At 69.4% G+C, this 22,855-nt stretch carries 24 protein-coding genes; 8 read left to right on the forward strand and 16 right to left on the reverse strand.

The features are described 5' to 3' along the window. Positions 1–102: 102 nt before the first annotated feature. Positions 103–996 carry a hypothetical protein gene (locus ACNFOC_RS28995; protein WP_416962032.1) on the reverse strand — a complete coding sequence of 298 codons (894 nt, stop codon included), beginning with the start codon at positions 994–996 and terminating at the stop codon, positions 103–105. Next, on the reverse strand, positions 983–1,543 hold the full coding sequence (locus ACNFOC_RS29000; protein ID WP_328686379.1) for an RNA polymerase sigma factor: 561 nt from the start codon (positions 1,541–1,543) through the stop codon (positions 983–985). Before ACNFOC_RS29000 ends, ACNFOC_RS28995 begins: the two co-directional genes overlap by 14 nt. 131 nt (positions 1,544–1,674) lie before the next feature. Here ACNFOC_RS29000 and trpS point away from each other — a divergent pair, with 131 nt between their 5' ends. Together trpS and ACNFOC_RS29010 are read left to right on the forward strand one after the other, a co-directional pair. Continuing rightward, positions 1,675–2,688, forward strand: coding sequence for a tryptophan--tRNA ligase (gene trpS, locus ACNFOC_RS29005; RefSeq protein ID WP_416962033.1), 1,014 nt, complete (start codon positions 1,675–1,677; stop codon positions 2,686–2,688). A 162-nt stretch (positions 2,689–2,850) separates the two neighbouring features. After that, the gene (locus tag ACNFOC_RS29010) at positions 2,851–3,429 is read left to right on the forward strand and encodes a 2'-5' RNA ligase family protein (protein ID WP_416962034.1); all 579 of its coding nucleotides are present in this window, start codon (positions 2,851–2,853) and stop codon (positions 3,427–3,429) included. Positions 3,430–3,452: 23 nt separating this feature from the next. On the opposite strand, the gene dprE2 is transcribed toward ACNFOC_RS29010, so the two are convergent. Beyond that, the gene (dprE2, locus tag ACNFOC_RS29015; RefSeq protein WP_416962035.1) at positions 3,453–4,196 is read right to left on the reverse strand and encodes a decaprenylphospho-beta-D-erythro-pentofuranosid-2-ulose 2-reductase; all 744 of its coding nucleotides are present in this window, start codon (positions 4,194–4,196) and stop codon (positions 3,453–3,455) included. Between the two features lie 158 nt (positions 4,197–4,354). Here dprE2 and ACNFOC_RS29020 point away from each other — a divergent pair, with 158 nt between their 5' ends. Further along, positions 4,355–5,305: a YihY/virulence factor BrkB family protein gene (locus tag ACNFOC_RS29020; RefSeq protein ID WP_416962036.1), complete on the forward strand. Its 951-nt coding sequence runs from the start codon at positions 4,355–4,357 to the stop codon at positions 5,303–5,305. On the opposite strand, the gene ACNFOC_RS29025 is transcribed toward ACNFOC_RS29020, so the two are convergent. Next, the gene (locus ACNFOC_RS29025; RefSeq protein WP_416962037.1) at positions 5,256–6,584 is read right to left on the reverse strand and encodes a D-alanyl-D-alanine carboxypeptidase family protein; all 1,329 of its coding nucleotides are present in this window, start codon (positions 6,582–6,584) and stop codon (positions 5,256–5,258) included. The genes ACNFOC_RS29020 and ACNFOC_RS29025 overlap by 50 nt on opposite strands. A 91-nt stretch (positions 6,585–6,675) precedes the next feature. Between ACNFOC_RS29025 and ACNFOC_RS29030 the strand changes: the two genes are divergently transcribed. The 4 genes from ACNFOC_RS29030 to ACNFOC_RS29045 all read left to right on the forward strand — a co-directional run bounded on the left by ACNFOC_RS29030 (position 6,676) and on the right by ACNFOC_RS29045 (position 10,439). After that, a complete protein-coding gene (locus ACNFOC_RS29030) occupies positions 6,676–6,915 on the forward strand; it encodes an SCO4848 family membrane protein (protein WP_405950120.1) in 240 nt (79 codons plus the stop codon). 4 nt (positions 6,916–6,919) lie between these two features. Then, positions 6,920–8,182, forward strand: a complete 1,263-nt coding sequence (locus ACNFOC_RS29035) for a metallophosphoesterase (RefSeq protein ID WP_416962038.1) — start codon at positions 6,920–6,922, stop codon at positions 8,180–8,182. Positions 8,183–8,378: 196 nt separating this feature from the next. Next, a complete protein-coding gene (locus ACNFOC_RS29040) occupies positions 8,379–9,935 on the forward strand; it encodes an ABC transporter substrate-binding protein (protein ID WP_416962039.1) in 1,557 nt (518 codons plus the stop codon). A gap of 105 nt (positions 9,936–10,040) precedes the next feature. After that, on the forward strand, positions 10,041–10,439 hold the full coding sequence (locus ACNFOC_RS29045; RefSeq protein WP_416962040.1) for an ATP-binding protein: 399 nt from the start codon (positions 10,041–10,043) through the stop codon (positions 10,437–10,439). Positions 10,440–10,452: 13 nt separating this feature from the next. Here the strand turns inward: ACNFOC_RS29045 and ACNFOC_RS29050 are convergent, their stop codons facing one another. Continuing rightward, the gene (locus tag ACNFOC_RS29050; RefSeq protein WP_416962041.1) at positions 10,453–11,910 is read right to left on the reverse strand and encodes a sensor histidine kinase; all 1,458 of its coding nucleotides are present in this window, start codon (positions 11,908–11,910) and stop codon (positions 10,453–10,455) included. Continuing rightward, positions 11,907–12,593 carry a response regulator transcription factor gene (locus ACNFOC_RS29055; RefSeq protein WP_416962042.1) on the reverse strand — a complete coding sequence of 229 codons (687 nt, stop codon included), beginning with the start codon at positions 12,591–12,593 and terminating at the stop codon, positions 11,907–11,909. The genes ACNFOC_RS29050 and ACNFOC_RS29055 overlap by 4 nt, the downstream gene beginning before the upstream one ends. A gap of 196 nt (positions 12,594–12,789) precedes the next feature. Between ACNFOC_RS29055 and ACNFOC_RS29060 the strand changes: the two genes are divergently transcribed. Next, on the forward strand, positions 12,790–15,192 hold the full coding sequence (locus tag ACNFOC_RS29060) for an MMPL family transporter (protein ID WP_416962051.1): 2,403 nt from the start codon (positions 12,790–12,792) through the stop codon (positions 15,190–15,192). 22 nt (positions 15,193–15,214) lie between these two features. Here the strand turns inward: ACNFOC_RS29060 and ACNFOC_RS29065 are convergent, their stop codons facing one another. From ACNFOC_RS29065 to ACNFOC_RS29110, 10 genes are all read right to left on the reverse strand, one after another. Next, complete coding sequence (locus ACNFOC_RS29065) at positions 15,215–16,009, reverse strand: TetR family transcriptional regulator (protein WP_416962043.1); 795 nt, start codon at positions 16,007–16,009, stop codon at positions 15,215–15,217. Positions 16,010–16,020: 11 nt separating this feature from the next. Continuing rightward, positions 16,021–16,542: a thiol-disulfide oxidoreductase DCC family protein gene (locus tag ACNFOC_RS29070; protein WP_416962044.1), complete on the reverse strand. Its 522-nt coding sequence runs from the start codon at positions 16,540–16,542 to the stop codon at positions 16,021–16,023. Beyond that, positions 16,539–16,946, reverse strand: coding sequence for a hypothetical protein (locus ACNFOC_RS29075; protein WP_416962045.1), 408 nt, complete (start codon positions 16,944–16,946; stop codon positions 16,539–16,541). The genes ACNFOC_RS29070 and ACNFOC_RS29075 overlap by 4 nt, the downstream gene beginning before the upstream one ends. A 96-nt stretch (positions 16,947–17,042) precedes the next feature. Beyond that, positions 17,043–17,453, reverse strand: a complete 411-nt coding sequence (locus tag ACNFOC_RS29080; RefSeq protein ID WP_416962046.1) for a VOC family protein — start codon at positions 17,451–17,453, stop codon at positions 17,043–17,045. 80 nt (positions 17,454–17,533) lie between these two features. Then, positions 17,534–18,142, reverse strand: a complete 609-nt coding sequence (locus ACNFOC_RS29085; protein WP_416962047.1) for a Uma2 family endonuclease — start codon at positions 18,140–18,142, stop codon at positions 17,534–17,536. Between the two features lie 158 nt (positions 18,143–18,300). Then, a complete protein-coding gene (locus ACNFOC_RS29090; RefSeq protein ID WP_416962048.1) occupies positions 18,301–19,080 on the reverse strand; it encodes a succinate dehydrogenase iron-sulfur subunit in 780 nt (259 codons plus the stop codon). Continuing rightward, positions 19,080–20,834, reverse strand: coding sequence for a succinate dehydrogenase flavoprotein subunit (sdhA, locus tag ACNFOC_RS29095; protein WP_399115044.1), 1,755 nt, complete (start codon positions 20,832–20,834; stop codon positions 19,080–19,082). The genes ACNFOC_RS29090 and sdhA overlap by 1 nt, the downstream gene beginning before the upstream one ends. 30 nt (positions 20,835–20,864) lie before the next feature. Continuing rightward, positions 20,865–21,359, reverse strand: a complete 495-nt coding sequence (locus ACNFOC_RS29100) for a succinate dehydrogenase hydrophobic membrane anchor subunit (protein WP_416962049.1) — start codon at positions 21,357–21,359, stop codon at positions 20,865–20,867. A gap of 9 nt (positions 21,360–21,368) precedes the next feature. Continuing rightward, positions 21,369–21,749 (reverse strand): succinate dehydrogenase, cytochrome b556 subunit, encoded by a 381-nt coding sequence (gene sdhC, locus ACNFOC_RS29105; protein ID WP_416962050.1) that lies wholly within the window; start codon positions 21,747–21,749, stop codon positions 21,369–21,371. Positions 21,750–22,027: 278 nt separating this feature from the next. Further along, positions 22,028–22,585 (reverse strand): 2-oxo-4-hydroxy-4-carboxy-5-ureidoimidazoline decarboxylase, encoded by a 558-nt coding sequence (locus ACNFOC_RS29110; RefSeq protein ID WP_416962052.1) that lies wholly within the window; start codon positions 22,583–22,585, stop codon positions 22,028–22,030. Between the last annotated feature and the right edge of the window lie 270 nt (positions 22,586–22,855).

Below are 22,855 nucleotides of genomic sequence, written 5' to 3' on the forward strand. Positions count from 1 at the left end.
GACTACCTCCTCGCCCTGGACTCCTGCGCCCGCGAGCCGCCTGTCACTTCTGGTACACCGCTCGGCTCGCCGGGGTTCCCACTCCGCTCGCAGTACTCGAAACTACTGGCGCTGTTCGAGTGACTGCGCGATCTCCAGGGCCCGCCGCTTCGACCCCACGCCCTCCAGACGGAACGTCAGATCCCCGCCCGGAACCCCACCGCCCGCATGGGTCCACAGCAGCGTCGGTCCCGCCGTCCGCTCCTCGCGCGTATAACGGCCCCCGTCCGCGCCCACCAGCCAGAAGCTCAGCAGATGCGGTCGCGCGAACCACAGCGCCGGGTCCTGGATGCCGTCCGGCGAGACGGTCCCGCCCAGCGACAGCCACTCCGGCGGCTCGCGCACCGTCTTGACGAAGCCGATGTCCAGCCGTGCCGGATACTCGTCGACCCGGATCGTGTGCCCGCCCTCCCGCCAGCACAGGCTCACCAGGAAGCGCCCCCGCGGCTCGCCGGTCACCGTCACCGCGTCCGGAACGCCCAACGAGTCCGGCACCAACGGCTCGAACCCGGCCCGCCGACCGGCCTGCGCCAGCGTCACCGACCGCCCGCACCCCGGCACCGAGGCACCGGCCGAGGGCACCGCCGACGGGTCGTACCGCACCTCGACCCCACCGAAGCCGAACCAGTCGAAGACCGCCGCCCGCACCGGGGGCGTGAGCACGAGCACCGTCAGCAGACCGCACAGGGCCGCCACCAGCGCCCGCCGCCGCGTCCGCATCCAGCGCCGGACGGCATGCAGCCGCGCCCGGACCCCGGTGGGCCCGGCCTCCTGGACGGGTACCGGGATCTGCTCGGCCAGTATCTGCGCCAGCACCCTCTCGACCATCGACTCGGACCCGGCGGCGGCCCCGCTTCCGCCACCGCCCCGCGCGTCCAGCGAACGCCCCAGCGCCCGCAGCTCGTCCGGCAGCCGAGGCGCACCCTCGTGCGGCTCCCGTCCGTCACTCACACTCATCACCCCCTTCCCGAGGCCGGAAATCCGGCAGCAGCCGCCCGAGTTTCCTCAGCGCGCGGTTCAGCCGGGACTTCACCGTGCCGCGTGGCCAGCCCAGGGCCTGGGCCGTCTCCGGTTCGTCCATCTCCAGGAGATAGCGGTAGGTCACGACCAGGCGGTGCTCCTCGCTGAGCTGCTCCAGGGCGGACAGCAGGGCCGCGCGGCGCTCCGTCTCCAGCGTGGCGACCGCCGGGTCCGCCGATTCCGGTATCAGCGGCTCGGCCTCCGCGAACGCCGCCTCCCGGCCGGCGAGCGTGCGCTGACGCGCCGCCGTACGCACTGTGTTCCTCGTCTCATTGGCGACGATCGACAGCAGCCACGGCTTGAACGCCGCGCCGTCCCGGAACCTGCCCAGCGCGCAGTACGCCTTGACGAAGGCCTGCTGCACCACGTCCTCCGCGTCCGCTCCCGCCCCGAGTGCCGCGGCCGCCCTGAGCGCGATGCCCGTGTGGGCCCGCACCAGCTCCGCGTACGCCTCCGGCTCTCCGGCGCGTACGCGTGCGATCACCGCGGCCTCATCGACGATGCGGCCCCCCTCCCGCGTTCTCACACTCTTGTTACACCGCCGGGGCCCCATCGGTTCCCACCTGTTTCCGACCAGTTCCGGACCGGGTCCCGGGACCTGAGAGAATGGTGAGCATGGCCTCAGATCGTCCCCGCGTGCTCTCCGGAATCCAGCCCACAGCAGGCTCGTTCCACCTTGGCAACTACCTCGGCGCCGTCCGCCAGTGGGTGGCCTTGCAGGAGTCCCACGACGCGTTCTACATGGTCGTCGACCTGCACGCGATCACGGTCCCGCAGGACCCGGCGGACCTGCGCGCCAACACCCGGCTCGCCACCGCGCAGCTGCTGGCCGCCGGGCTGGAGCCGGAGCGCTGCACGCTGTTCGTCCAGAGCCATGTCCCCGAGCACGCCCAGCTCGCCTGGGTCATGAACTGCCTGACCGGCTTCGGTGAGGCGTCGCGCATGACCCAGTTCAAGGACAAGTCCACCAAGCAGGGCGCCGACCGCGCCAGCGTCGGCCTGTTCACGTACCCGATCCTCCAGGTCGCCGACATCCTGCTGTACCAGGCGCACGAGGTCCCGGTCGGCGAGGACCAGCGCCAGCACGTCGAGCTCACCCGCGATCTCGCCGAGCGCTTCAACGGCCGCTTCGGCGAGACCTTCACGATCCCGAAGCCGTACATCCTCAAGGAGACGGCGAAGATCTACGACCTTCAGGACCCGTCGATCAAGATGAGCAAGTCGGCGTCCACTCCGAAGGGCCTCATCAACCTCCTCGACGACCCGAAGACCACCGCCAAGAAGGTCAAGAGCGCGGTCACCGACACGGACACCGTGATCCTCTACGACGTCGGGAACAAGCCGGGCATCAGCAACCTGCTCACGATCTACTCGACCCTCACCGGCAAGTCGGTCGCGGAGCTGGAGCGGGACTACGAGGGCAAGATGTACGGCGCGCTCAAGACGGACCTCGCCGAGGTCATGGTCGAGTTCGTGACGCCGTTCCGGGAGCGCACCCAGCAGTACCTGGACGACCCGGAGACGCTCGACTCGATCCTGGCCAAGGGCGCGGAGAAGGCGCGAGCCGTCGCGGCCGAGACCCTCGCCCAGGCGTACGACCGGGTCGGCTTCCTGCCCGCCAAGCACTGAGGCGTACGACCGCACTGAAGTACCACTGGGCAGAGCGCTGCACATCACTACGGTTGCGCCTGCCCACAACTCAGGTGTGGCCGTACAGTCGATAGCCGGGTGGCCGCATGCGCGCCGCTCCCGCTCACCATCAGGACCACCGACAGGACGACAGGAGACGACGTGGGGACCGTAACGATCGGCGTGTCGATCGCGGTCCCGGAGCCTCACGGCAGCCTGCTCCAGGAGCGGCGCGCGGGCTTCGGCGACGCCGCGGCTCACGGCATCCCCACGCACGTCACGCTGTTGCCGCCGACCGAGGTCGACGCCTCGCAACTGCCCGCGATCGAGGCCCACCTCATCGACGTCGCCACCGCCGGGCGCCCCTTCCCGATGCGGCTGTCCGGCACCGGGACCTTCCGGCCGCTGTCCCCGGTCGTCTACGTCCAGGTGGTCGAGGGCGGCTCCGCCTGCACCTGGCTCCAGAAGCAGATCCGCCACACCTCAGGGCCGGTGGCGCGCGAGCTGCACTTCCCGTACCACCCGCACGTCACCGTGGCGCACGGCATCGACGACGAGCTGATGGACCGTGCCTTCGAAGCGCTCGCCGACTACCGCGCGGAGTGGTCGTGCACCGGCTTCGCGCTCTACGAACAGGGCCCCGACGGCGTCTGGCGCAAGCTCCGCGAGTTCGCCTTCGGCGCAGCCGTCGTACCACCCCAGGCGGCCCACACCGAGCGCGGCACGATCCCCAGCCACTGAGGCCGGACAGGCCCTGGGCGCGGTCAGACCGCCAGCCGCCGGAACAGCGTCCGTGGCAGGTGCCGCAGCGCCGACGTCAGCACGCGCAGCGTCCCCGGCACCCACACCGTCTCCGAGCCTCGGCGCAGGCCCAGTTCGATGGCTGTGGCGACGGCTTCGGGGGTGGTCGTGAGCGAGGCCGCCTTCGGGTCGGCCATGGTCCTCGACCGTACGAGCCCCGGGCGTACGACCATGACGTGCACGCCCGTGCCGTGCAGCGCGTCGCCCAGCCCCTGGGCGAAGGTGTCCAGGCCGGCCTTGCTGGAGCCGTAGATGAAGTTCGCGCGGCGGGCCCGCTCGCCGGCGACCGAGGAGAGCACCACCAGGGAGCCGTGGCCCTGGCTCTGCAGGGCCCGGGCGCTGACGAGGCCGGACGAGACGGCACCGATGTAGTTGGTCCGCGCGACCCGCACCGCGGCGGCCGGGTCGCGCTCGTCCTGGGCCTGGTCGCCGAGGACGCCGAAGGCGAGCAGGACCATGTCGATGTCGCCCTCGGCGAAGACCTTGCCGAGGACGGTCTCGTGGGAGTCGGGGTCGAGCGCGTCGAAGGCGACGGTGTGGACCACGGCCCCCAGGGCACGCAGTTCCGAAGCGGCACTCTCCAGGGCGGGCGACAGGCGGCCCGCCAGCCACACCGTGCGGGTGCGGCGCGCGATCATCCGGCGGGCGGTGGCCAGCGCGATCCGGGACGTGCCGCCGAGGACGAGGAGGGACTGTGGAGGACGCATGCCTGTGACCGTATCGCCCACTTATGGGTGGTTAGTCGTACGGCGTCGGCGCCCTCCCTGAAATGGGCGATTAATCGGATGCCGCTCAACAGGGCGCCACGCGCGCGTTCCCGGGGTACCCGCACATCGGTCTCCCAGGACGAGGGCAGAATCGGATCATGGACTGGCTGAAGAAGCTCCCCCTCATCGGGCCGCTGGTGGCGCGCCTGATGCTCACGCACGCGTGGCGGTCGTACGAGCGGCTGGACCGGGTGAAGTGGTCGCAGCTGGCCGCCGCGATGACATTCATCAGCTTCATCGCGCTGTTCCCGCTGCTGACCGTGGCCGCAGCCATCGCCGCCGCCACCCTGAGCACAGACCAGCAGCACGAACTTCAGGACAAGATCGCCGAGCAGGTCCCCGGTATCTCCGACCAGCTCAACATCGGTTCCCTGGTGGACAACGCGGGCACCATCGGTCTCATCGCCGGTGCCGTCCTGCTGTTCACCGGCATCGGCTGGGTCGGCTCGATGCGGGAGTGTCTGCGCGCGGTGTGGGAGCTGCCAGACCGCGACGAGAACCCCCTCCTGCGCAAGCTCATCGACACCGGCGTGCTGATCGGCCTGGGCGGTGCCGTCCTCGCGACGATCGCCGTCTCCACCGTCGCCTCCGCCCTGGTCGACTGGATCAGCCGCGAACTGGGCCTGGTGGAGGGCGGTTGGGGCGGGATCCTCCTGCGTATCGCCGCGTTCGGCGTCGCCGTGCTCGTCGACTTCCTGCTCCTGCTGTACGTCCTGACGCTGCTGCCCGGCGTCGAACCCCCGCGCCGCCGCCTCTCCGTGGCCGCACTGATCGGCGCGGTCGGCTTCGAACTGCTGAAGCTGCTGCTCAGCGGCTACATCCAGGGCGTGGCCGCGAAGAGCATGTACGGCGCGTTCGGCGTCCCCGTGGCGCTGCTGCTGTGGATGAACTTCACCTCGAAGCTGGTCCTGTTCTGCGCCGCCTGGACGGCGACGCCGTCCAAGGGGGACCCCGAGGACGACGCGTACGACCCGGCCGACGAGACCGAGAACCCGAAGGTCAGGGACGACGACGCCGGACCAGATCCGGCAGCGGCCAGCGCCGGTTGACCAGGAAGACACCGGCCGCGAGCAGCACCAGCAGCCCGCCGGTGACCGCGAGCGCGATCCCCACCCCGCTCGAACCGTCCTCCTCCGCGGCCGAGGCCGAATTACCGGCGCCCGGCTTCGTGGACGTGTCGCCGCCCGCCTCCCCGGTGGCCGTAGCACCCGGCTGTGCGCTCGCCTGCGGGACGTTCTTGGGCGCGACGAGCTCACCCACCGGCTGGACCTTCCCGTCCGCCTGGAAGCCCCAGTCGAGGATCTTCGCGGCCTCCTTGTAGACCTCGTTGTGCTCGTCCTTCTCCGGGTTCATGACGGTGACCAGCAGCACCTTGCCGTCGCGCTCGGCGACGCCGGTGAAGGTGGCGCCCGCGTTGGTGGTGTTGCCGTTCTTGACGCCCGCGATGCCCGGGTACACCGACACGTCCGAGTCGCCGCTCAGCAGCCGGTTGGTGTTCTGGATGTCGAAGGTCCCGCGGACCGACTTGCCCTTCTTCTTCGTCGTCTCGCCCGGGAACTTCGCGCTCACCGTCGAGCAGTACTCCCGGAAGTCCTTCTTCTGGAGCCCGGAGCGCGCGAACAGCGTCAGGTCGTACGCCGACGAGACCTGCCCCGGCTCGTCGTAGCCGTCCGGCGTCACCACGCGCGTGTCGAGTGCCTGGAGGTCCTGGGCATGCGCGTTCATGTCGGAGACGGTCTTCGCGACGCCCCCGTTCATGTGGGACAGGACGTGCACCGCGTCGTTGCCGGAACGCAGGAAGACACCGAGCCACAGGTCGCGGACCGTGTAGCTCTCGCCCTCCTTTATCCCGACCAGGCTCGAACCGGCGCCCATGCCGGCCAGGTCGGACGCGACGACCTTGTGCTCGGTCGTCTTCGGGAACTTCGGCAGCACGGTGTCCGCGAACAGCATCTTCAGGGTGCTCGCCGGAGGCAGCCGCCAGTGCGCGTTGTGCGCGGCGAGCACCGCGCCCGACTCGGCGTCGCTCACGATCCACGACCGCGCGGTCACGTCCTTCGGCAGCACCGGGACGCTGGACGTCAGATTGACCTGCGTCCCCGCCTGGCCGAGGCGGGTGCCGCCCACCGACGACATGTTGGCCGGGGGAGTGGCCGTAGGAGTCGCCGACGAACTCGCCGACGAACTCGGGGTCGCGGTCGGAGTCGCGGTCGGGGTGGGAGTCGGACTCGGAGCCGCGAGGGCGACGGGCGCGGTGAGCGCGAGGGACGACAGGGCGGCGGAAAGCACCAGCAGGGATCGCCTGATGGTCTGTAGTGGAGCGGGCACGGACGAGAACGTACATGCCGGGGGACCCGAAGTCCCGTCACCGGCCACACCCCGGACACGGGCCCCCGGGGACGACGGCGATACTGGACTCATGAAGCTCAGCCGCCCCGTCTCCTGGTTCCTGCTCGCCTTCGGGGTGTGGAGCTGGGTCATCTGGGTCACTTTCGTCAAAAACCTGGTTGCGGACAGCAGCGGACTGGCCTTCGACGACGGCCACCCGACGGCGTACTTCTGGGTGCATCTGACCCTCGCCATCGTCTCCTTCGTATTGGGGACGGTCATCGGGGGCCTCGGGTTGCGTGGACTGCGCGCACTGCGCGGGACGTCATAAAGAAGTGGCCATCCTCGTCATCGCCCTCGTGGCCCTGATCGCCGTCGCCGTCCTCGGCGGGCTCCACTGGTACGTCTGGCGCCGCCTCGTCCGCGACACCACGCGCGCGTGGGGCCCGGCCCGCATCACCGGCACGGCCGTGCTCGTCGCCGGCCCGGTGCTGATGATCGCGGCCCTGGCCGCCGAACGCGGCGGCGCACCCTTCTGGCTCCAACAAGCCCTGGGCTGGCCCGGTTTCCTGTGGATGGCCCTGGCGATCTACCTCCTGCTGGCCGTCCTCGCGGGCGAGGTCCTACGGCCGCTGCTGCGCCGGCTCCTCGAACGGCGTGGGCGGCCCGAGACGGCCGTGGAGGAGCGCGAGGCCCCGGCCTTCGCGACCGTCCCCGAAACAGCCTCTGAGGCGGTCCCTGAAGCGCCGCGGAGGAGTGCTCCGCTCGCCGTCCCCTCCCGTCGGCTCTTCGTCTCCCGTGTCGTCGGGGGTGCGGCCGCCGCCGCGGCCGTGGGAACCGTCGGGTACGGCACCTACGGCGTGCTGCGCGGGCCGAGTGTCAAGCGGGTCACCGTGCCGTTGGCCAAACTGCCGCGGTCGGCGCACGGGTTCAGGATCGCGGTCGTCAGTGACATTCATCTGGGGCCGCTCCTGGGGCGGGGGTTCGCGCAGAAGGTCGTCGACACGATCAACGCGACCCAGCCCGATCTGATCGCCGTCGTCGGCGACCTGGTCGACGGGAGTGTCAAGAACCTGGGGCCCGCGGCAGCACCCCTGGCCGGGCTGAAGGCGCGCCACGGCAACTTTTTCGTCACCGGTAATCATGAGTATTTCTCCGGTGCCGCCGCCTGGGTCGAGGAGGTGCGGCGACTCGGGATCCACCCCCTGGAGAACGCCCGTACCGAACTGGCCGGGTTCGACCTCGCCGGGGTCAACGACCTCCAGGGCGAGAGCGAGGGGCAGGGGCCCGACTTCGGGAAGGCGCTCGGCGACCGGGACACCACGCGCGCGTGCGTGCTGCTCGCGCATCAGCCCGTACAGATCCATGAGGCCGTGAAGCACAACGTCGACCTCCAGCTCTCCGGGCACACCCACGGCGGCCAATTGTGGCCCGGCAACTTCGTCGCGGCGGCGGCCAATCCGACGGTCGCGGGCCTGGAGCGGTACGGCGACACAGAGCTGTACGTCAGCAGGGGCGCCGGCGCGTGGGGACCGCCCACGCGCGTGGGGGCGCCGTCGGACATCACGGTCGTCGAACTGGCCTCGAAACAGGCTTAATCGCCGATGCCGGAACATGTCTGCGAACTGGCTGAGAGTCGGCTGTGAAACGGGCAATTAACACCCGGCGGTAAGTTCTTTCTCATCTCGGCAGAACCCTCTTCCCCCGGGCGAAACTCCTGTGGTTAGGTGATCCGCGCCACTAGGGGAGTGGCATATGCGAGGGGCCCGGGAGGGCCCTTGGGAGGGCACACCGATGCGGTCGGTTCGCATACGGATTCTCGCGACGCTGCTGGTTCTGGCGGCCGTGGGAGTCGGGGGCTGGCAGTTGCTGCCGTCCGACGGGAGCAACGACAGGACGATCACGGTCGGGACGACGGACGCTGTCACGTCCCTCGACCCGGCCGCCGCGTACGACGCCGGTTCCTGGGCGCTGTACAGCAACGTCTTCCAGTCACTGATGACGTTCGAGTCGGGCGGTACGACACCCGTGCCGGACGCGGCCAAGAGCTGCGCGTTCGTGGGCGGCGGGCTCACGACGTACCGCTGTGTGGTGCGCGAGGGGCTCACCTTCCCGAGCGGGCGCGCGATGACCGCCGAGGACGTGAAGTTCTCCTTCGACCGGGTCAAGAAGATCAACTCCGATGTCGGTCCGGCGGCCCTGCTCTCCACGCTCGGCTCGGTCGACGCCTCCGGGATGACCGTCACCTTCCATCTGTCGTCCCCGGACGCCACGTTCCCGTTCAAGGTGGCCACCGGCGCCGGTGCGATCGTCGACAGCACCAAGTACCCGAAGGACGCCCCGCGCAACGGCTACCAGGTCGACGGCACCGGCCCGTACACCCTGTCCACGTATACGAAGGACAAGAAGGCGGTCCTTTCGCCGAACGGCCACTACAAGGGTGCCGTCAAGAACACCGGGAGCCCGATCGAGCTGCGGTACTACGCCGACTCGGACGCGTTGCAGAAGGCGTACAAGGCGAAGCAGGTGGAGGTCGCCACCCGCCAGTTGCCGCCGAAGATGCTCTCCGGGCTCTCCGCGAGCGACCCCGACCAGCGGGTGTCGGAGGCGGACAGCTCCGAGACCCGCAACCTGTACCTCAACACCCGTAAGGGCACGCCCCTGCACGACGTCCTCGTCCGGCGGGCCATGGCCTGGCTGATCAACCGCGAGCAGTTGGCCGCCACGGTGTACGACGACACGGTCGACCCGCTGTACTCGCTGATCCCCACCGGGATCGTCGGCCACACGACGTCCTTCTTCGACGACTACCCCTCCCAGAGCACCAAAAAGGCGAAAGCACTCCTCGAAGAGGCCGGCGTCTCCCTCCCGGTGCACTTCACCTACGGCTACGGCATCGGGCACGGTTCCGGCAAGGAGGAGGCCGCCGAGCTGAAGAAGCAGCTGGAGGTGGGCGGGCTCTTCAAGGTGGACGTCAAGGGCTACGAGTGGACCGACTTCCAGAAGCGCTGGGCGACCGGCAAGCTGGACGCGTACGCCGTCGGCTGGGTCGCCGACTACCCCGACCCGGACACCTTCGGCTCCCCGCTCGTCGGCACCGGCTCCACCATGAACACCGGCTACAGCAACAAGATCGTCGACCAACTGATCCTCAGCAGCCAGAAGTTCGCCGACCGCAGCCGCGTCGACGCCGACTTCCGCGACCTCCAGTCCGACGTGGCCGCGGACGTGCCGCTGATCCCGCTGTGGCAGCGCAAGGAGTACGTCGTGAGCAGCGAGGACGTCGGCGGCATCTCCTATCTCACGGACGGCACCGGCGTGTTCCGGCTGTGGGCGCTGGACTGGATCTGACGCCTCCGGGCGCTGACCTTTGTTCGATCTTTTGTCCGAGTGACACCGGTCGGCCATCGCACGCAGCACCATGTGACGGAGGTGTGGGTGGGGTGAGGAGCCGACGTGGTCAGACGCAACTCCTTCCGGCTGCCCCGGCACCCGGCGTCCGTGGGTCTCGCCCGGCGCCGGGTCCGGGACCATCTGTCCGACTGGGGACACCGGAGTGACGATCCGGCGCTCCAGGACGCGGTACTGCTCGTGTCCGAGCTGGCGACCAACGTCGTACGCCACGGGCCGCTCCTGGAGCGGGAGTTCGAGGTGGCCGTGACGGCCCTCGCGGACGGCTCCTGCCTCATAGAGGTGTCGGACGAGGGCCGCCTGGAGCCCCGCCTGCGGGTTGTGACGGCCCTGGAGGAGGCCGGCCGCGGTCTCCACCTGGTGGAGGGCATCGCGGCCGCCTGGGGCGTCTGGAGCCGCGGCACCCACGGCAAGACGGTGTGGGCCCTGGTGCAGGCCCCCTGATTCCCGCCGGCTCCTACGACGGCACGGGCGCCCGCGTCGGCAGGGTCACCGTCACCGCGAGCCCCTCGCCCGGTGCCGTCCGCACTGCCACGTCACCGCCGTGCGCCTTGACGACGCCCTGCACGATCGCCAGCCCCAGGCCGCTGCCCGCGCCGCCGCCCGCCCGGAAGAAGCGGTCGAAGATGCGCGCCGCGTCGTCCTGGCAGAGCCCCGGACCCTGGTCGGCGACACACAGCCGTACGACCCCGTCCTCGCGCTCCACGCCGAGCCGTACGGGCACGTCGGAGGGGGTGTGGGTGCGGACGTTGGTCATCAGGTTGCCGAGTATCTGGCGCAGGCCCGACTCGTCGGCGCGCACCAGGAGGGAGCCGTCGGCGCCGACCGTGACGGGCCGCTCGGGCTGCTGCACCCGGAGATCCTCGGCGGCGTCGCGCACCAGGCGGCTCAGATCGACGTTCCGGAAGCGCAGTTCGGGCTGTTGGTCCAGGCGGGCCAGCGTGAGGAGTTCGTCGACGAGACGGCCCATGCGGTCCGCCTCCGCGTTCATTCGGTCCCAGGCCCGCTTGCGCTCGTCGGGCTCGGTCAGCATGCCCTTGTCGTACAGCTGGAGGTAGCCGCGTATCGCCGACAGCGGGGTGCGCAGTTCGTGCGAGGCGTCGGCCACGAAGCGGCGCAGCTGGGCCGCCGTACGCTCGCGCGTGCGGTACGCCGACTCCACCTGGTGGAGCATGGAGTTGAGGGCGACCCGCAGCTGCTCGACCTCCTGCGTCCGATGGTGGCTGGAGGGCACGCGCCGGGTCAGATCGCCCTCGGCGATGGCCGTCGAGGTCTCGACCATGTCCTCCAGGGGCAGCATCCGCCGCCGCACACTCATCATGGTCAGCGCGGCGAGCAGCGCGAGCAGCAGGCTGCCGAAGGCGAGGTCCAGCTTGAGGGCCTTGGCCATGGCGTGGTGGAGGCCGCCGGTGGAGGCCGCGATCAGGATGTACGTGCCGTCGGAGAGCCGGGTCCCGATCGCGCGGTACGGGTCGTCGCGCAGCGAGATGTCGCGCGGTGTGCCGTCGGCGGCCAGTGCGGCCGGGTCGCTGAAGAGGGCGGCGAGCGCCCGCTGGTCGGCGGTCGGGGCGAAGCCGGCGATGGTGAGCACCTTGCCCCGGGAGTCGACCGCCGCGAACACCTTGTCCTGGTTCGGTGAGCCGGCGCCCCCCTGGGGCATCAGCTGGTCGCCGAGGCCGGCCAGGGTGCTCAGCGTGTTGAGCTGTTGCATGGTGAGCTGCGAACCGCCCAGCGAGTCACGGGACTTGGTCAGCTCGGTGTCGACCTGGGCGAGCAGGTAGTGCCGCATGCCCATGAGGCTGACGGCGGTGGCCATGACGATGCCGAGCGCCAGCAGCGCGAGGTTCGCGAGGGTCAGCTTGGCGCGCAGGGAGTGGACCCCACGCTCGCAGTTCGGGAGGTGGAACTTCCTCATGCGAGCCCGTATCCGACGCCCCGCCGCGTGGTGATCACGGGCGGTCCCAGGGTCTCCAGCTTGCGCCGCAGATAGCTGATGTAGGTCTCGACGACGGTCGACTCCGGCGGGGTGTGCTCGTACTGCCAGACGTGGCGCAGGAGTTGCTCCTTGGGCACGACCCGGCCGCCGTTGCGCACCAGGAAGCGCAGCAGGGCGTACTCGGTGGGGGTCAGCTCGACCGAGCGGCCCGCGCGGTGCACCGAGTACGTCGTCTCGTCCAGCTCCAGGTCGCCGTAGCGCAGCGGCGGGCGCTGGGGGAGGACGTCGGCGGGGCGGGTGCGGCGCAGGACGGCGGTGATGCGGGCGACGACCACGTCGATGTCGAACGGCTTGGTGATGTAGTCGTCGCCGAAGCCGAGCGCGCCGACGATCTCGGCCGGCGCGTCCCGCGCGGTGAGGAAGACGACCGCCAGCTCGGGCCTGCGGGCGCGCAGCTCGTGCCCCAGGGCGCGGCCGTCGCCGTCCGGGAGCATCACGTCGAGTAGCGCGCAGTCCGGGCGGGTGCGCTCGGCCAGCGCGAGCGCCTCGCGCACGGTGCCCGCGACCATCACCTCGAAGCGGTGGTAGCGCAGCGCGATGGCGAGGACGTCCGCGATGCTCGGTTCGTCCTCCACCACCAGCACGGTTCCTGGAGCCGTCATGCCCCCAGTATCGGCCGGGGCACTGACAGTCGGGCCGGTTCGGTCTTTGGAGTTCCTTGAGAGTCATGGCCGATGCGTGTCCACGCGTGCGTGCCGCCGCCAATTCTGTAGCCCAGGACCTGGGGGACCAACCAACCGATCGACCGACCGATGTATTCAACTCGGTTTCGAATAAGGAGCGTTGAGAGTGGCGGCATTGGCACGGTGGTGCTATCGGCACCGGCTGGTGGTCCTGTTGCTGTGGGTGGGGGCACTGTTCGGCCTGGGCTTCTCGGCCTCTACGGCCGGTACGAACTACGCGAACGTGTTCTCCCTCCCGGACACGGACTCCAAGCGCGCGTACGACCTGATGGAGAAGGCGTTCCCGAACAGCTCGGGCGACACCGACACGGTGGTGTGGAAGGTCGACTCGGGATCAGTGCGGGACCAGTCCGTACGGACCCGGATCCAGCCCGTTCTCGACGAGATCGCCGGCATGAAGGGCGTCGGCGCGGTCACCGGCCCGTACTCCGGCGCCCGGGGCGCGACGCAGATCAGCTCGGACGGGACGATCGCGTACGCGCAGATCACCTTCGCCGAGCAGGCGAACGCCGTCCCCAAGGACCTCGTCCAGAACGTCGTGGACACCGCGCAGGACGCCGGACGCGAGGGTCTCCAGGTCGAGTTGGGCGGCCAGGCCGTACAGCGGGTGGAGGAGCCGCCGGGCGGCATAGCCGAGGGGGTCGGCATCATCGCGGCGGCCGTCGTCCTGTTCCTGGCCTTCGGTTCGTTCTACGCGATGATGCTCCCGATCGGCATCGCCGTCTTCGGCGTCGGCACGGGCCTGTTCGCCACCCAGCTCCTCAGCCACACCACCGACATCCCCGATCTGGCCCCGCTGCTGGCCACCCTGATCGGCCTCGGCGTCGGCATCGACTACGCCCTGTTCATCGTCACCAGGCACAGGCGAGGCGTCCAACGCGGCCTGGATCCCGAGGAGTCGGCGGTCGTCGCCCTCAACACCTCGGGGCGCGCGGTGCTGTTCGCGGGCGGCACGGTGTGCATCGCGCTCGCCGGGATGCTGGTGACGAACCTGCGCTTCCTGGACGGCGTGGTCATCGGCACCTCGCTCACGGTGGTCCTGAGCGTGCTCGCGGCCACGACGCTGCTGCCCGCCCTGCTCGGCTTCCTGGGCGTGCGGGTGCTCAGCCGCAAGCAGCGGCGCAAGCTGGCCGCGACCGGGGCCGAGCCGGAGCGCACCGACAACCTCGCGGCTCGCTGGTCGGCCGCCGTGCAGAAGCGCCCGCGCCGGATCGCCGTGTTCGCCCTAGTCGTGATGGCCGTCCTCGCCTTCCCCATCCTGTCGTTGCGCCTCGGCGCCACCGACCAGGGCAACGACGACACGTCGACGACCACCAGGCAGGCGTACGACCTGCTCGCCGACGGCTTCGGGCCGGGCTTCAACGGCCCCCTCCAGGTGGTCACTTCGGGCGGCGACACCGCCACGCTGGTCAAGGACATCCAGGGGACGAAGGACGTGGCCCAGGTCGCCGCGCTGCCGGCCGCGCACGGCGTGACGGTGATCCAGGTCGTCCCGAAGACCTCACCGCAGTCCGTGGAGACGGACGACCTGATCGACACCCTGCGCGACAAGGTGATACCCGAGGCCGGCGTGACCGGCCACGTAGGCGGTGTGACCGCGATCTCGAAGGACTTCGCGACCGTCACGGGCGACCGCCTCCCGCTCTTCGTCGCGACGATCATCGGCCTGAGCTTCCTGCTCCTCCTGCTCGCCTTCCGTTCGCTCGTGGTCCCGCTGACAGCCGCCCTGATGAACCTCATCGCGGCGGCGGCCTCCTTCGGTGTCCTGGTGGCGATCTTCCAGTGGGGCTGGGGCCTGGACATGCTCGGCCTCGGCAAGGAGGGCCCGATCAACGCCTTCCTGCCGGTCATCATGCTGTCCCTGCTGTTCGGCCTCTCCATGGACTACCAGGTGTTCCTGGTGAGCCGTATGCACGAGGAGTGGGTCCACACCAAGGACAACGCCCGCGCGGTCCGCGTCGGCCTCGCGGAGACCAGCCGCGTCATCAACAGCGCGGCCCTGATCATGGTCTGCGTCTTCCTGGCCTTCGTCCTCAGCGGCAACTCCGGCGCGGCGACGGCAGGCGTCGGCCTGGCCGCCGCGGTCGCCCTCGACGCCTTCATCCTGCGTACGGCCCTGGTGCCGGCCGCGATGCACCTGCTCGGCAAGTCCAACTGGTGGCTGCCCGGCTGGCTGGACAAGGCGCTGCCGCACCTCGCCGTGGAGCCCGCCGAGGAGCCCGTACAGGCCGCCCAGGAGGGCCCGGCGTCGGCCGTCCACGGTTTCGTCCGTACGGCCGAGGGCGAGCCCGTGGAGGGCGCGGCGGTGACGCTCCTCTCGGCGGGCGGCCGCCAACTGGACCGCGTCGAGTCCCTGGCGGACGGCTCGTACATCGTGTCGGTGCCGGGCCCCGGGACCTACCTCCTGGCGACGACGGCCACTTCGTACGGCTCGATCGCCCGCCACGTGGCGGTGGCGGACGGCCCGCTGGTCTACGACGTCGAGCTCGCGGAGGGCGAGGTGGACGCCGTCAACTGAGCCCGTCGACTGACCTGAGTGCTCAGGGGCGTTCGTCGTCGGCAGGTCCGGCGGCGGGCGCCCCGCGCTTCTCCTTCTTCGCCTTCGCCGGGTCGGGCAGCGCGTGGGTCATGCCCGGCAGGAAGTCCGTGAACAGCTCGTGCACCTCCAGGACGAGGGGCCGCAGCACCCGGAAGCGCGCGAGGGACACCCCGCGCGCGGTGAGGCGGGCGCCGCGCTCGGCGAGCCGGTAACTCCGCTCACGCCCCTCGGTCCGGTCGAACACCCAATACAGCACGAGCCCCATCTGCGAGAGCCACATCAACTCGGGCAGGACATCCCGCAGTTCGGGCGCCACCTTGGTCTTCGCGCCGAACAGCACCTCCTTGTGGACGCTGATGGCCTGCACACGCGCGTGCTCGCTCTCCGGGGAGAACGGGCTGAGCGGGCTGTCCGGGTCGGCGGCGTTCTTGAAGAACTGCACCGCGAACTCGTGGTACGGCTTCGCGATGTCCAGCCACACCCGCAGCACGCCCGCGAGCCGCGCCTCCAGATCGGTCTCCCGGTCCAGCACCTCGCGGACCGCGAGCCGGTGCTCCTCGGCGATCCGGTCGTAGAAGCCCTGGATCAGGTGCTCCTTGCCGGCGAAGTAGTAGTACGCGTTGCCGACCGAGACGCCCGCCTCCTTGGCGATCGCCCGCATCGTCGTCTTGTCGTAGCCGTGCTCCTGAAACAGCCGCATGGCCGTCTCCAGGATGAGCGCACGGGTCTGTTCGGACTTCGCGGACCTGGCGGGCGTACCGCCGTCCTCTTGGGGGCTGTCGTTCTTCTCGGGCACGGAGACAGAGCCTATCCAGTGGAGCAGGAACCGCCGGCGCAGCCCGGTCCGGTGTACGACCACCCGCTCCTCGGGTCGTACGTCCACCCGTCCCCCTGCCGGTAGACACCACCGCCCCACCGCCCGGCGCCCCACTGCGCCCCGCGCCACATGGCGGCGCCGAGCACGGCGCCCTTGGCGAGCCGGGCCCCGGTCGGGGTGCTCAACCGGTGCGCCAGGGGCCGCTGTTCGCGCAGGGCCCACAGGGTGACGATCCAGGCGGCGGCGCCCTGGTACACCTGCCCGGAGTCGCCGACGACGGTGATCTCGTCGAGGGTGGCCCGGTGATCGAGCCCGGGAAAGCGCCGCCGGGCCTCTTCGGAGGACGCCGGTACCAGCTCCAGGGGCACCAACTGCGGCTGCCGTACGAGCCAGTCGCGCAGGAAGGTGCACAGGGAGCAGTCGGCGTCGTAGAGGACGGTGAGCCCGCGGACCGGGACGCGCGAGGCGTCCCGGTCCTGGGTCCCGCCGAGGGCCGGGGCCACCCCCGTCACGCCCCGGCCGTCGGCGGAACCCAGCCCTGCGGCGCGATGGGCGGCACCTGCTCCCGCTCCATGACCCCGCGCCGCCGGATCTTGTTCAGCACGAACACGTTCCCCAGGTGCATCACCCCGAGCACCAGCAGCACCACGCCCACCTTCTTCGACAGGGCCTCGAAGATGCCCCGGGTGTCGTCGATGGTGCCGTCGCCGCTGAGGTACAGGGCGACGAACCCGAGGTTGACGAGGTAGAAGCCCACTACTAGGAGGTGGTTCACGGCCTCCGCGAGTTTTTCGTTCCCCCGTAGGACGTCGGCGAGGAAGATCCGCCCGTTGCGGCTGAGCGTCCGGGCCACCCAGATGGTGAGCCCGATGCTGACGATCAGGTAGATGACGTAGGCGATGACCGTGCGGTCCATGCGCCTCCCCCTTCTTGAACACGTTCAAAAACGCTGACAGGAAGAACTGTAGGAGCATTTTTGAACGTGTTCAACTCGCTTGCGCTGGGACCTGCGTCACACCCGCCGGGCCAGCTCCGGCCGCTTCGAGTAGTCGGTGAACCCGATGACGTTGCCCCAGGGGTCGGCGATCTCGACGGTCCACCCGGTGGCCACGGAGAACGGCGCGTCGAGGAGGGGGATACCGGCGGCGGTGAGGTGCTGGGCCGCCTTCCGCGCGTCCGGGACCTCCAGCCACACGCGCGGCGAGGGCCAGGGGGGTGGTCTGTGTCCCAGCCCGTCCTCCTGCCGCAGCAGTACCCCGGGTGTCTCGCCCCCGACCTTCAGGATCGCGATCCCGGCCTCGTCGAGCCGGAACCCGACGGTGAATCCGGCGCGTTCGTAGAAGGGGACGGCCTCGGCGAGGTCCCCGACGGGGAGGAGGAGGTTGTCGAAGCCGAGAAGTTCGTACGACTCTTCATCTGACATGCCGTCAGGTTAGAGCGATGATCGGCGCAGGCCCGGGATTGCCCGACGATCCTGAGCCGGTTGTGAGCCGAGCGGCGAGATCAGTTGTTCTTGGGCTGGCCCGCCTTGAGGATCTCCGCCACGTCGAGGGTGACCTTCGCGCCGAGGGTGTCGGGAAGGGTGACGAGTTCGCCTGAGGCGTGGATGCGGTGGTTGGCGTACTCGTCCTTCGCCGGTTCGGTGAGGACGTGGATGCGCTGGTGCTTGCGGTCGATGATCACGTACACCGGGACATTGGCGTTGGCGTAGGCGGTCACCTTGGTCTGGAGGTCCACCTTCCAGTTGCTTGAGGTGACTTCCAGGACCAGGCGGAAGACCACGGGGTCGTAGCAGTTGTTCTCGACGAGGTGCGTGTCGATGTCGGCATCGACCACGGACAGATCGGGGGTCGCGTAGTCCTCGGGACCGTCAGGGAGCCAAATGCTGATGTTCTGGAGTACTTCGGTGTCGCCTCCGGCCAGTCCGGCCGCGGCGAAGGGAGCCCTCAACCGGTCCAGGGCGCGAGCGTGGGGGGCGTCCGGGGACGGGGTCACGAGGAGCTGGTCTCCGATGATCTCGACGCGGTAGCCCGGACGACTCTCCATGATCTCGTTGACCAGGGCCGTCAGCGGCCGGTTCCCGGGGGAACGCTCAACAGCTGCTGCGGACATCAGGTGCCTCCTGTGGGCTGGTGTCGAGAGCATCATCGTAGGCCGGACAACGCCGGTATGTCCTTGACGATCACGTTCACCCAAACGGGTTGCCGCACGCCAGAAGACCCCGTTCCCAACTCGGAAACGGGGCCTTCACAGCCGTACAGAAAACAACCTCAGAAGCGCCGAGTGATCAGCGCCCGCTTCACTTCCTGGATCGCCTTCGTGACCTCGATGCCTCGCGGGCACGCGTCCGTGCAGTTGAAGGTCGTGCGGCAACGCCACACGCCGTCACGGTCGTTGAGGATCTCCAGGCGCTGCTCGCCCGCCTCGTCACGCGAGTCGAAGATGAAACGGTGGGCGTTGACGATGGCGGCCGGACCGAAGTACTGGCCGTCGTTCCAGAAGACCGGGCACGAGGACGTGCAGGCCGCGCAGAGGATGCACTTCGTCGTGTCGTCGAAGCGCTCGCGGTCCTCGGCCGTCTGGAGACGCTCGCGCGTGGGCTCGTTCGTGTCCTTGGTGATCAGGAACGGCATCACGTCGCGGTACGCCTGGAAGAACGGGTCCATGTCGACGACCAGGTCCTTCAGGACCGTCAGACCCTTGATCGGCTCGACCGTGATCGGCTTCTCGGGGTTGAGGTCCTTGATCAGGGTCTTGCAGGCAAGACGGTTCTTGCCGTTGATCCGCATCGCGTCCGAGCCGCAGATGCCGTGGGCGCACGAGCGGCGGAACGTGAGCGTGCCGTCGATGTCCCACTTGATCTTGTGGAGGCCGTCGAGGACGCGCTCCTTGGGGTCGATCTCCATCTGGAAGTCTTCCCAGACCGCTTCCGCCGAGACCTCGGAGTTGAAGCGGCGGATGCGGAAGGTGACCGTGATGTACGGGGAGTCGGCGAAGCCGGGCTCGGGCTGGCCGGCCGCTTCCGCCTTGTCCAGAACAGGGGTAGCCATCAGTACTTACGCTCCATCGGCTGGTAGCGGGTCTGGACGACCGGCTTGTAGTCGAGACGGATGGACTCGGTGCCGTCGTCGCCGACCTCGCGGTACGCCATGGTGTGGCGCATGAAGTTGACGTCGTCGCGGTTGGGGTAGTCCTCGCGGTAGTGACCGCCGCGGGACTCCTTGCGGGCGAGCGCGGAGACCGCCATGACCTCGGCGAGGTCCAGGAGGTTGCCGAGCTCGATCGCTTCCAGCAGGTCCGTGTTGAAACGGCGGCCCTTGTCCTGGATCGAGACGTTGCGGTAGCGCTCGCGCAGCTCCGCGATCTTCTCGACCGCCGTCTTGATCGTCTGCTCGGTGCGGAACACCATGACGTTGGCGTCCATGCACTCCTGGAGCTCGCGGCGGATGACCGCCACGCGCTCGGTGCCCGTCGAGTTGCGCAGGTGCTCGACCTGGTCGATGACCTGCTGCGCCGGGTCCTCCGGCAGCTCGACGTACGACGCCTTCTGGCTGTACTCCGCCGCCGCGATGCCCGCCCGGCGCCCGAACACGTTGATGTCGAGAAGGCTGTTGGTGCCGAGGCGGTTGGCGCCGTGCACCGACACGCAGGCGACCTCGCCGGCCGCGTACAGGCCCGGGACGACGGTGGTGTTGTCGGTGAGGACCTCACCCTCGACGTTCGTCGGGATGCCGCCCATCGCGTAGTGCGCGGTGGGCTGGATCGGGATCGGGTCCGTGTACGGCTCGATACCGAGGTAGGTGCGCGCGAACTCCGTGATGTCGGGCAGCTTGGCGTCCAGCTGCTCCGGCGGGAGGTGCGTGAGGTCGAGGTAGACGTGGTCGCCCTCGGGACCGCAGCCGCGGCCCTCTCGGATCTCCGTGTAGATCGAGCGGGAGACGACGTCACGGGACGCGAGGTCCTTCATGACCGGCGCGTACTTCTCCATGAAGCGCTCGCCGTCCTTGTTGCGGAGGATGCCGCCCTCACCGCGGGCGCCCTCCGTCAGCAGGATGCCCATGCGCCAGATGCCGGTCGGGTGGAACTGGAAGAACTCCATGTCCTCCAGCGGCAGCCCGCGCCGGTACACGGCGGCCTGGCCGTCGCCGGTCAGGGTGTGCGCGTTCGACGTCACCTTGAAGAACTTGCCGCAGCCGCCGGACGCGTAGATCACGGCCTTCGCCTGGAAGACGTGGATCTCGCCGGTCGCCAGCTCGTACGCGACGACGCCCACCGACGTCTTCACGCCGTCGACATCGGCGATCAGCTGGTCGAGGACGTAGAACTCGTTGAAGAACTCCACGCCCTCCTTCACGCAGTTCTGGTACAGCGTCTGGAGGATCATGTGGCCGGTGCGGTCGGCCGCGTAGCAGGACCGGCGGACGGGCGCCTCGCCGTGGTTACGCGAGTGACCACCAAAACGCCGCTGGTCGATCGTGCCGTCGGGCGTGCGGTTGAACGGCAGGCCCATCTTCTCCAGGTCGAGGACCGAGTCGATGGCCTCCTTCGCCAGGATCTCGGCGGCGTCCTGGTCGACCAGGTAGTCGCCGCCCTTGATCGTGTCGAAGGTGTGCCACTCCCAGTTGTCCTCCTCCACGTTGGCGAGCGCGGCGGCCATACCGCCCTGCGCGGCGCCCGTGTGGGAGCGGGTGGGGTAGAGCTTCGTCAGGACGGCGGTGCGGCTGCGCTTCGTCGACTCGATCGCGGCGCGCATACCGGCGCCGCCGGCGCCGACGATGACGGTGTCGTATTTGTGGATCTTCATCAGAATTCCTCAGTCCCTCAGCCCGGTGGCCTAGCGGATGTTCGGGTCGAAGGTGAAGATCACCAGCGTGCCCAGCAGGATGGTGAACACCGTGGCGGTGTAGAGCAGACCCTTGAGCCACAGCCGGGTGTTCGCGCGCTCCGCGTAGTCGTTGATGACCGTGCGCAGGCCGTTGGCGCCGTGCAGCATCGCCAGCCAGAGCATCAGCAGGTCCCAGACCTGCCAGAACGGCGAGGCCCAGCGGCCCGCCACGAAGGCGAAGCCGATCTTGGAGACACCGCCGTCCAGCACGAGCTGGATCAGCAGGTGGCCGAGGACCAGGACGACCAGCACGACACCGGACAGGCGCATGAAGAGCCAGCCGTACATCTCGAAGTTGCCCCGGGTCGACTTCGGGGTCTTCTTGGTGCGCTTGCGGGGGGCCTCGATGAGAGGCGCCGGGTTGTCTACGTTGTAGACGGACGCACTCTCGACGGGGCCGATGCCCGACGCCGCGGTTTCAGACGTGACTGTGTTGTTTGACATGCGTCTGCGTCAGCTCCCGAAGAGTTCACGAGCGGCGTGGCCGAGCACGGGGTAGATCGCCCCGAGCATGAGCACGAGCCACAGGCCGACGACGGACCAGAGCATCTGCTTCTGGTAGCGCGGGCCCTTCGACCAGAAGTCGACGGCGATGACGCGCAGGCCGTTGAGGGCGTGGAACAGGATGGCGGCGACGAGGCCGTACTCCAGCAGGCCCACGATCGGCGTCTTGTAGGTGGCTACGACCTTGTCGTAGTCCTCGGGGGAGACACGCACGAGAGCGGTGTCCAGCACGTGTACGAACAGGAAGAAGAAGATGAGGACGCCGGTGACTCGATGAGCCACCCAGGACCACATTCCTTCCCGGCCGCGGTACAGCGTTCCAGCCGGCACGGAAGAACCCTCCGGGAGCGGGGATTTAGGGCCGCGCCGGCTTCTCTGTCGGTCGGGCCCGGCCGGGTACGGTCCACCGGCCCTCAGCATCGTATCCAGCCGTTGATGTGGGTCTTACGGCGGGCCTGCTGGTGTGATCAAAATGGCACCCAAAGGGGTACGGACGGGCTAGTTTCGGGCGGCTAATGGGTGGGGGGTTCGTGTTGTTTGCCGGGTGCGGCGCCGTTGTGGCTGGGCGCGCCCCGCGGCGGAGCCGCAAATGTCACAGCCCCGCGCCCCTAAAGACTGAAAACATTCAGCAGGCGCCCTCTTGCCAGGCGCCGTAGCTCCTCCGCCACCACCACCCGTTCCTCCTCCGGGTCGTTCGTCAAGCGTGATCGGATGCCTGCCAGTACGTGGTCCAGAACCTCGTCCGGGGCGATTCCGTCCGGGCAGATGACGAACACGTGGCCGAAGCGGGCCTCGTAAGCCGCGTGGGCCGCGTCGAGGGCCATGTGGGCGGCCTCGTAGGTGTCGGCCGGGAGGACGGGGAGGGACTCGCCGGCCAGCGCTTCCGCCAGGTCTCCCGCCGTCAGGTCGTACGACGCCTCGTCGGACGCGGCGAGCAGGGAGTCGAGGTCGGGGTAGGGGCGGTGGTCGGTGAGGCGGCGGGACCAGTGGTGGCTGTGGAGGCAGGTGAGGAGGGTGTGGCGGGCGTCCTCGGGGGACGCGGTGTTGAACCCCGCCAGCGAATTCGGGGACGGTGAGGTGCGGGACTGCTCGGGCAGCGCCGGTATGGCCACTCGGCCGGGAAGGTGGGGGAGGCGGTGCGCAGGCAGTGTGGATCCTCGCGTCACGGACGGTGCGGCAGGGGATGCGGTGCAGAAGAGTGAGAAGTGCGTCACCACGTTATCGGGAGTGGTCATGAGGTGTCCGACGGATGCCCGAATTTCACCCGGACGGGAGAGTTTCGGAACGCGTGGTGGACACCCGCGATCCACCCGGGGCCGTAGGTTGGCGCCGTGAGCCAGCACAGGCGCCGCTCGTCGGCGAAGCAGGTGAAGCCGTCGAAGCCGTTGAGGCAGCGGCGGGGGCTGATCGCGGTCGCCGCGGCCACTGTGGTGGTC

The organism is Streptomyces colwelliae, from assembly GCF_048158785.1.
Taxonomy (GTDB): domain Bacteria; phylum Actinomycetota; class Actinomycetes; order Streptomycetales; family Streptomycetaceae; genus Streptomyces.

Coding starts and splice junctions, on each gene's coding strand:
- ACNFOC_RS29085 (WP_416962047.1), bottom strand. CDS start 18,142: ATGTCCGCAGCAGCTGTTGAGCGTTCCCCCGGGAACCGGCCGCTGACG.
- ACNFOC_RS29055 (WP_416962042.1), bottom strand. CDS start 12,593: ATGACGGCTCCAGGAACCGTGCTGGTGGTGGAGGACGAACCGAGCATC.
- ACNFOC_RS28995 (WP_416962032.1), bottom strand. CDS start 996: ATGAGTGTGAGTGACGGACGGGAGCCGCACGAGGGTGCGCCTCGGCTG.
- dprE2 (WP_416962035.1), bottom strand. CDS start 4,196: ATGCGTCCTCCACAGTCCCTCCTCGTCCTCGGCGGCACGTCCCGGATC.
- ACNFOC_RS29090 (WP_416962048.1), bottom strand. CDS start 19,080: ATGGCTACCCCTGTTCTGGACAAGGCGGAAGCGGCCGGCCAGCCCGAG.
- ACNFOC_RS29020 (WP_416962036.1), top strand. CDS start 4,355: ATGGACTGGCTGAAGAAGCTCCCCCTCATCGGGCCGCTGGTGGCGCGC.
- ACNFOC_RS29075 (WP_416962045.1), bottom strand. CDS start 16,946: ATGGACCGCACGGTCATCGCCTACGTCATCTACCTGATCGTCAGCATC.
- ACNFOC_RS29100 (WP_416962049.1), bottom strand. CDS start 21,359: ATGTCAAACAACACAGTCACGTCTGAAACCGCGGCGTCGGGCATCGGC.
- ACNFOC_RS29030 (WP_405950120.1), top strand. CDS start 6,676: ATGAAGCTCAGCCGCCCCGTCTCCTGGTTCCTGCTCGCCTTCGGGGTG.
- ACNFOC_RS29050 (WP_416962041.1), bottom strand. CDS start 11,910: ATGAGGAAGTTCCACCTCCCGAACTGCGAGCGTGGGGTCCACTCCCTG.
- trpS (WP_416962033.1), top strand. CDS start 1,675: ATGGCCTCAGATCGTCCCCGCGTGCTCTCCGGAATCCAGCCCACAGCA.
- ACNFOC_RS29040 (WP_416962039.1), top strand. CDS start 8,379: ATGCGGTCGGTTCGCATACGGATTCTCGCGACGCTGCTGGTTCTGGCG.
- ACNFOC_RS29080 (WP_416962046.1), bottom strand. CDS start 17,453: ATGTCAGATGAAGAGTCGTACGAACTTCTCGGCTTCGACAACCTCCTC.
- sdhA (WP_399115044.1), bottom strand. CDS start 20,834: ATGAAGATCCACAAATACGACACCGTCATCGTCGGCGCCGGCGGCGCC.